7 protein-coding genes are annotated in these 8,346 nt (G+C 49.5%); 3 read left to right on the forward strand and 4 right to left on the reverse strand.

Going from position 1 to position 8,346, the window contains the following annotated elements; genetic code table 11:
* On the reverse strand, positions 1–491 hold a 491-nt coding region (locus QZF50_RS21155; RefSeq protein WP_290388975.1), incomplete at its 3' end, for a glutathione S-transferase.
* Between the two features lie 266 nt (positions 492–757).
* Between QZF50_RS21155 and ansP the strand changes: the two genes are divergently transcribed.
* Positions 758–2,257, forward strand: coding sequence for an L-asparagine permease (gene ansP / locus QZF50_RS21160; protein WP_290388976.1), 1,500 nt, complete (start codon positions 758–760; stop codon positions 2,255–2,257).
* Positions 2,258–2,371: 114 nt separating this feature from the next.
* Here ansP and QZF50_RS21165 read toward each other — a convergent pair whose 3' ends face one another.
* Positions 2,372–3,433, reverse strand: a complete 1,062-nt coding sequence (locus QZF50_RS21165; protein ID WP_290388977.1) for a YncE family protein — start codon at positions 3,431–3,433, stop codon at positions 2,372–2,374.
* A 241-nt stretch (positions 3,434–3,674) separates the two neighbouring features.
* Between QZF50_RS21165 and pqqU the strand changes: the two genes are divergently transcribed.
* Positions 3,675–5,777, forward strand: coding sequence for a TonB-dependent receptor PqqU (pqqU, locus tag QZF50_RS21170; RefSeq protein ID WP_000689355.1), 2,103 nt, complete (start codon positions 3,675–3,677; stop codon positions 5,775–5,777).
* 35 nt (positions 5,778–5,812) lie between these two features.
* On the opposite strand, the gene mcbR is transcribed toward pqqU, so the two are convergent.
* On the reverse strand, positions 5,813–6,478 hold the full coding sequence (gene mcbR / locus QZF50_RS21175) for a colanic acid/biofilm transcriptional regulator McbR (protein WP_001296777.1): 666 nt from the start codon (positions 6,476–6,478) through the stop codon (positions 5,813–5,815).
* Between the two features lie 197 nt (positions 6,479–6,675).
* Positions 6,676–7,713, reverse strand: a complete 1,038-nt coding sequence (gene curA / locus QZF50_RS21180; RefSeq protein WP_000531452.1) for an NADPH-dependent curcumin/dihydrocurcumin reductase — start codon at positions 7,711–7,713, stop codon at positions 6,676–6,678.
* 180 nt (positions 7,714–7,893) lie between these two features.
* On the opposite strand from curA, the gene mddA reads away from it, so the two are divergent.
* Positions 7,894–8,346 (forward strand): L-methionine sulfoximine/L-methionine sulfone acetyltransferase (gene mddA, locus QZF50_RS21185; protein WP_290388978.1); only part of this gene is annotated, 453 nt, incomplete at its 3' end.

Here is an 8,346-nt window from a genome sequence, read left to right on the forward strand (position 1 = left end):
GTGCAGAGATAACAGTCCACCAGCGTTAGTTGCTCACCAAAGGCATAAGGTTCAGCGGTCAATTGTGAATTCAGCCAGATATAAAGTGATTTGCGATATTCAATTACATTCTTCTTTAACTGTTCAGGTGCGTCAGATGCCCAACGCTCAGGGTAATCGGCGAAAGTGAATGTTGGATAGACATTAGCAACCAGCCAGACCAATAGCCGTTGAAACTGCTGACGTTCGGCGCGCCCAACCGGTGGCGCAAGGTCCGGGCGACGATCGAGAACCATCAATGCAATCGCCGCTGTCTCCGTCATAATCTCGTCATTTTCCAGCGCCAGTGTCGGAATCTGACACAACGGGTTCAGGGTTTTCAATAACTCGCGTGAAGTTCCCTCGTGGTCAAAACCACTGACATCAACGAACTGATAAGGAATATCAGCCAGTGTTAGCATCAGCTCACTGATTGTAGAGCCCCATCCGGGTACGCCATACACCTTAATCATATGCCCCTCACAATCTTTTAAAGATTAAGTGTAGGACAGTACACAGGTTAACCAGCAAAAGGATTTGTCATTTTTTCGTCAGTTGTATTAATCCCCTTCAGGATTGTAAGGGGATGTTTTGCATCGTTTATCGATAACGGGTAGGATGCTGCGCCGATAGTTTTATACCCATAAAGAATAATGGTGATAACTATCATCGCCAGGATGAATAAACATTGTTCATGGCAACTTATATGACTTTTTCATTAAAGCAATCAGGGAGAGCAATGAGTAAACACGACACCGACACTTCAGATCAACACGCCGCGAAACGCCGCTGGCTTAATGCCCACGAAGAGGGGTATCACAAAGCGATGGGCAATCGCCAGGTACAGATGATCGCCATTGGCGGCGCGATTGGCACCGGCTTGTTTTTAGGTGCAGGAGCCCGACTGCAAATGGCGGGTCCAGCACTGGCACTGGTTTATTTAATTTGTGGCTTGTTTTCGTTTTTTATTCTGCGTGCATTGGGTGAGCTGGTGCTACACCGCCCTTCCAGTGGCAGTTTTGTCTCTTATGCCCGTGAGTTTTTGGGTGAGAAAGCCGCTTATGTTGCTGGCTGGATGTACTTCATCAACTGGGCGATGACGGGGATTGTTGATATTACCGCCGTCGCTCTGTATATGCATTACTGGGGTGCGTTTGGCGGCGTGCCGCAGTGGGTCTTTGCGCTCGCTGCACTTACCATCGTTGGCACCATGAATATGATCGGTGTGAAATGGTTTGCGGAGATGGAGTTCTGGTTTGCGCTTATTAAAGTGCTCGCCATTGTGATCTTTTTGGTCGTGGGTACAGTGTTCCTCGGTAGTGGTCAGCCGCTGGATGGCAACACCACTGGCTTTCATTTAATCACCGATAATGGCGGCTTCTTCCCCCACGGTTTGCTGCCTGCGCTGGTGTTGATTCAGGGCGTAGTGTTTGCTTTTGCCTCCATTGAAATGGTGGGTACAGCTGCCGGAGAATGTAAAGATCCGCAGACCATGGTGCCTAAAGCCATTAACAGTGTGATTTGGCGTATTGGCCTGTTTTACGTCGGCTCCGTGGTGTTGCTGGTTATGCTATTGCCGTGGAGCGCGTATCAGGCGGGGCAAAGTCCGTTCGTGACGTTTTTCTCTAAACTGGGTGTGCCATATATCGGCAGCATTATGAATATTGTGGTGCTGACCGCTGCCCTCTCCAGCCTGAACTCAGGTCTGTACTGCCCCGGACGTATTCTGCGCTCAATGGCGATGGGCGGTTCCGCACCGAGTTTTATGGCGAAAATGAGTCGTCAGCATGTGCCGTATGCCGGGATTCTGGCGACACTAGTTGTGTATGTCGTCGGCGTATTCCTCAACTATCTGGTGCCGTCGCGCGTATTTGAGATTGTGTTGAACTTCGCGTCGCTGGGAATCATCGCTTCATGGGCGTTTATCATCGTGTGCCAGATGCGCCTGCGTAAAGCAATTAAACAAGGCAAAGCAGCGGATGTCAGTTTTAAACTGCCTGGCGCGCCCTTCACTTCCTGGCTGACATTACTGTTTTTACTGAGTGTCCTGGTGCTGATGGCGTTCGATTACCCGAACGGGACTTATACTATCGCGGCGCTGCCGATTATCGGTATTCTGCTGGTTATAGGCTGGTTTGGTGTGCGCAAACGCGTTGCTGAAATTCACAGCACTGCGCCAGTCGTCGAGGAAGATGAAGAAAAACAGGAAATTGTGTTTAAGCCTGAAACGGCGAGCTAATTGCAAAATTGCCCGGCTACGTGCCGGGCAAATTTAGATTACTGACGAAGGTGTGCCGCATGCGGCGTGATAAAAGTCAGGCAAGTCTCTCCGTTTTCACCCTCGCCACATCTATTACAGCGCAATACGAATCACATCGTCCGGCTGGGTAGCTTCCTGCTGTTTAGTGGATTTTTGTTTCACACTGACATACAGCGTTTTGCCATCGGCAGACAGCGCCAGGCTGTTTGGATGAGTCGGCGTATCGAACGTTTTCACCACTTTATAGCTTTTCGCGTCAATCCCACTGAGTTTACCTGCCTGACGATGCGTTACGTAGGCTTCATTACGCGCGGGGTTAAACAGCACAGCCAGTGATTCTGGTGCCGCAACCTTCGCCAGAATATTGCCATTACGGGTATCGACCACTAACACTTCTGCGGCTTTAGAATCGGTGATAAATGCACGCTGCCTGGCGGTATCAAGGCTAATGTTGATAAAGAAGTGCTCTTTGCCGTCATCCAGCAGCTTTTTACGGCTGAGGATTTTATTGTCGGCGGTGTCGATGGTAATCAATTCGCCGTCAGCGTTAGTGGTGTAAAGACGTTTGCCTTTGCTATCCAGCGCCAGACCGGTACTCATTTTACCGGTGTTCTGGATGGCGGTTTTCAGTTTGATATTCTCGCCATCAACGACCCAAATCACGCTCTCTTTACCAATACCACTGATGTAAACGGTGTTCGTGGCATCATCAGCTACCAGCTCACGCGGTTGCAGCGGGCGCACCTCTTCCGTGCGCTTACGATCATCCAGCACCAGACGGCCTTTCACTTCGCCAGTTTTGGCATCTATCGCCGTGACCGCGCTGTTTACGGTGTTACCAAACCACAACGTCTGAGTCGTGTTATTGATGGTGGCACCAAACGGCTTGAGATCGTTATGGATCGCTTGGGTCACTTCCAGAGTAACCGGGTCAAGACGATAAACAACACCGCCTTTATCCAGTTTGCGGCTTTGCGAAGTGGCGAGCCAAAGCGCGTTTTCTTGCTGGCTATATGCCATTTCGTAGGCACCTTTACCTACCGCTTTACGCAGCATTTCTTCTGCGGCCTGCGTACTGAATGATGAAGCAACAAGCAATGAACCTAACAGTAATGAACCACGCAGACGCGATGAAAACAGATGACGTAAATGCATGACGACTCCCTTTGATGAACCGATATTTTTGCTGCTTCACAATGCTTCGCTAAGCGTAATCATCGTTACGCTCTTGTTATAAATGGGAATGGTAATCATTATTTTCTCAAATGTGGAGCATTTCTTGCCGTTACGACTACAATTTTCTCAATTACTTAACGTATCGTGCCGTTTCGTTTTCCATAAATTTACAATTTCATTACCATAACGGCGTTTTCCCATTCTTAACCTGGCTTTTTTCATGAAGATTTTTTCCGTCCGACAGACCGTTTTGCCCGCACTGCTTGTCCTTTCCCCCGTTGTTTTTGCCGCTGATGAACAGACTATGATTGTCAGTGCCGCACCGCAGGTGGTTTCAGAACTGGATACCCCAGCAGCAGTAAGCGTGGTGGATGGCGAGGAGATGCGCCTGGCAACACCGCGCATTAACTTGTCCGAATCACTGACCGGCGTGCCTGGTTTGCAGGTACAAAACCGGCAGAACTATGCGCAAGATTTACAGCTGTCGATTCGCGGATTTGGCTCCCGCTCCACTTACGGTATTCGCGGTATTCGCCTGTATGTGGACGGTATTCCCGCCACCATGCCCGACGGGCAAGGGCAAACATCCAACATCGATTTAAGCAGTGTGCAAAATGTGGAAGTGCTGCGTGGCCCCTTCTCTGCCCTGTATGGCAACGCGTCTGGTGGGGTAATGAATGTCACCACCCAGACCGGACAACAGCCACCAACCATTGAAGCCAGTAGTTACTACGGCAGTTTTGGCAGCTGGCGCTATGGGCTGAAAGCAACGGGCGCAACGGGAGACGGCACACAGCCTGGCGATGTCGATTACACCGTCTCAACCACGCGTTTTACGACCCACGGCTATCGTGACCATAGTGGCGCACAGAAAAATTTAGCCAATGCCAAACTGGGCGTACGCATTGATGAAGCCAGCAAATTAAGTCTGATTTTCAATAGTGTGGATATCAAAGCAGATGACCCAGGTGGGCTAACCAAAGCAGAATGGAAGGCTAATCCACAACAAGCGCCTCGTGCAGAACAGTACGACACGCGAAAAACCATCAAGCAAACTCAGGCTGGGTTGCGCTATGAGCGTAGCCTGAGCGCGCAAGATGATATGAGTGTGATGATGTATGCCGGAGAGCGAGAAACGACCCAGTACCAGTCAATCCCGATGGCCCCCCAACTTAACCCGTCACATGCGGGCGGCGTGATTACCCTGCAACGCCATTACCAGGGGATAGACAGCCGCTGGACACACCGTGGTGAACTGGGCGTTCCGGTCACGTTCACTACCGGCCTGAACTACGAAAACATGAGTGAAAACCGCAAGGGCTACAATAACTTCCGCCTGAATAGCGGCATGCCGGAGTACGGGCAAAAAGGTGAGTTGCGTCGCGACGAACGCAATCTGATGTGGAACATCGATCCCTATTTACAGACGCAGTGGCAGCTGAGCGAAAAACTGTCGCTGGATGCTGGCGTGCGCTACAGCTCCGTGTGGTTTGATTCCAACGACCATTACGTTACTCCGGGTAACGGCGATGACAGCGGTGATGCCAGTTATCATAAATGGCTACCTGCCGGTTCGTTAAAATATGCAATGACCGATGCCTGGAATATCTATCTGGCAGCCGGGCGAGGTTTTGAAACTCCGACGATTAATGAGCTGTCTTATCGTGCTGATGGGCAAAGCGGTATGAACTTTGGTTTAAAACCATCCACCAACGATACAATTGAGATCGGCAGTAAAACGCGTATTGGTGATGGGCTGCTTAGTCTCGCATTGTTTCAGACCGACACTGATGATGAAATTGTTGTCGATAGCAGTAGCGGTGGGCGTACGACTTACAAAAATGCCGGAAAGACCCGTCGTCAAGGCGCTGAACTGGCATGGGATCAACGTTTCGCAGGAGATTTTCGCGTAAACGCGTCCTGGACCTGGCTTGATGCGACCTATCGCAGCAATGTTTGCAATGAACAGGATTGTAACGGTAATCGGATGCCAGGGATCGCCCGTAATATGGGCTTTGCGTCGATAGGTTATGTACCGGAAGATGGTTGGTATGCAGGCACGGAAGCGCGTTATATGGGCGATATTATGGCAGATGATGAAAATACGGCAAAAGCGCCGTCTTATACTCTCGTCGGCTTATTCACCGGGTATAAATACAATTACCACAATTTAACTGTGGATTTATTTGGTCGTGTCGATAATTTATTCGATAAAGAATACGTTGGTTCTGTCATTGTCAATGAGTCAAACGGGCGATATTACGAACCTTCGCCCGGACGAAATTATGGTGTCGGCATGAATATTGCGTGGAGATTTGAGTAATTACCTTGATGCCCGGTATTTGCCGGGCATTTACTTTAACGATTGTATTGCTGGTATAAAATAGCAATATTTTGTTGCATAATTTCAGCAAGACAATGTCTGCATCCCTCTTTGTCTTTTGCTTTTAACGCAGCGAGTAACAGATGATAGTTTTCTATATGCTCCCGTAATTCCGCTGGATTAATCGCTTCATAGAGATAATGTAAACCAGGCCCCATCCTGACCCACAGTTGCTCAATCATCTCACACAGGATGGGCATATTTGAGCGATGATAAATCGCTAAGCGAAATAGCCTGTTTACATTAATGATTTGTTCCATGTCGCCCTTTTCTTGCGCCTGCTGTAATTTCTCGAGCAATTCCTGGAGTTCCGCCAGGTCTTGCGGGGTGAGGTTTTCAACAGCCAGAGCAACTGCCATTAATTCCAGTTCGTAGCGGATCCGATTGATTTCGTCTAATTGACGTTTCCTCACTTCCGGAACTGTAAATGCTTGTGCAGGTGCGACAGAAAGCGCATTCACCGAAACCAGACGTAATAATGCTTCACGCACAGGTGTAATACTCATACCTAATTGCTCCGCCAGATTTTTAGTAATCAGGCGTGCGCCAGGTTTTAATGCGCCAATACTAAGCTGATGTTTCAGGTCGTTCTCAACCTGCAGAGTCAAACTGACATGTTTCATTTTTCCCATTCCAGGCATTTTAATTCCTTCGCGTGTTTTCTGTCCAACCCTGCCTGCACGGCAGAAGGAGTTCACCTGGTGTATTAAAGTGAATAATCATAAACCACCCACCTTTGTTGTTATTAGCAGCAGAACAATGACGTGGTTAGTTAATTAAAGCTGAAAATAAGCTTTTTGCCTGGATTTTTATGGCGGCTTACGCCGCCGTTGAAACTTTAATCATCACCCGCGACGCGGATCACCACTTTGCCGAAGTTTTTACCCTTCAGCAGGCCGATAAACGTCTGTGGCGCATTCTCTAAACCATCAGTAATATCTTCGTGGTAGTGGATTTTATCCTCTTTCACCCATTGCCCCATCTCCTTCTGAAACTCATGGATGCGGTGACCATAATCCTGAGCGATAATAAACCCTTGCAAGCGAATACGTTTTTTCAGCACCGTTGCCATCAACAGGGGTAAACGATCCGGACCGGGTGGTAGCTCTGTAGCGTTATAGCTGCTCACTAAGCCACAAACGGGAATGCGCGCAGATGTATTAAGTAATGGTAGCACTGCATCAAATACCTTACCGCCCACGTTTTCATAATAGATATCAATACCTTTTGGGCACGCTTTCACCAGTTGTTCGGCAAAATCATCCGCGTGGTGATCAAGACAAACATCGAAGCCCAGCACCTCGATAGCATGGCGGCATTTTTCCGCGCCACCGGCAACCCCCACCACCCTGCAACCTTTAAGTTTGCCGATTTGCCCCACCGTTGCTCCCACAGGACCTGTCGCCGCAGCTACCACCAACGTTTCGCCCTCTTTAGGCTGACCGATATCCAGCAGCCCCATATAAGCGGTAAAGCCTGGCATCCCCAGCACACCCAGCGACCACGATGGATTTTGCGGATGATCGCCAAGTTTCACCAGATCATCACCACTGGATATGTCATAGTCCTGCCATCCACTGTAGCCCAGCACCCAGTCGCCAGGCTGATAATCAGGATGATTCGACTCCACAACACGGCTCACCGTGCCGCCGACCATCACGCCGCCAATATCAACAGGCGGTGAATAAGATGGCTCATCGCTCATACGTCCACGCATATACGGGTCCAGGGACAAATAAACTGTGCGCAGTAACACCTGTCCTTCACCCGGTGTGGCGACATCATCTTCTTCAAGACGGAAATTCTCCGGAACCGGTGCGCCATGTGGACGCGAGGCCAGAACCCAACGTCGATTACGCTGCTTTTGTTGCCCCATAATGCTCTCCTGTGCTTTTGGCATGAATCCATCAATAGTAGCAGGCTCACGGGATTGGTTTTGTTTGCAGCCGTCACATCCCCTCTGCAACACGCAATAATTTCATCGAGGAATCCGTTGCTTCGGGCTGTTTTCGATAGTATTGATAACATCATCATCATTATTTTATCGAGGCCAGACATGTCCATCCGTTTTGCCCGCAAAGCCGATTGTGCTGCCATTGCGGAAATTTATAACCACGCCGTGTTGTATACGGCGGCTATCTGGAATGACCAAACGGTTGATGCAGATAACCGCATTGCCTGGTTTGAAGCGCGGACCATAGCAGGTTATCCGGTGCTGGTGAGTGAAGAAGATGGCGTAGTGACGGGATATGCCTCGTTTGGCGACTGGCGTAGTTTCGATGGTTTTCGCCATACCGTGGAACATTCGGTTTATGTCCATCCCGATCATCAGGGCAAAGGTCTGGGGCGTAAATTGTTAAGCCGATTGATTGATGAAGCGCGGGATTGCGGGAAGCATGTCATGGTCGCCGGGATCGAATCGCAAAATCAGGCCTCGCTGCATCTGCACCATTCGCTGGGATTTGTCGTCACCGCACAAATGCCGCAGGTGGGCACTAAATTTGGGCGC

This window comes from uncultured Escherichia sp., assembly GCF_948475835.1.
Classification (GTDB): domain Bacteria; phylum Pseudomonadota; class Gammaproteobacteria; order Enterobacterales; family Enterobacteriaceae; genus ECMA0423.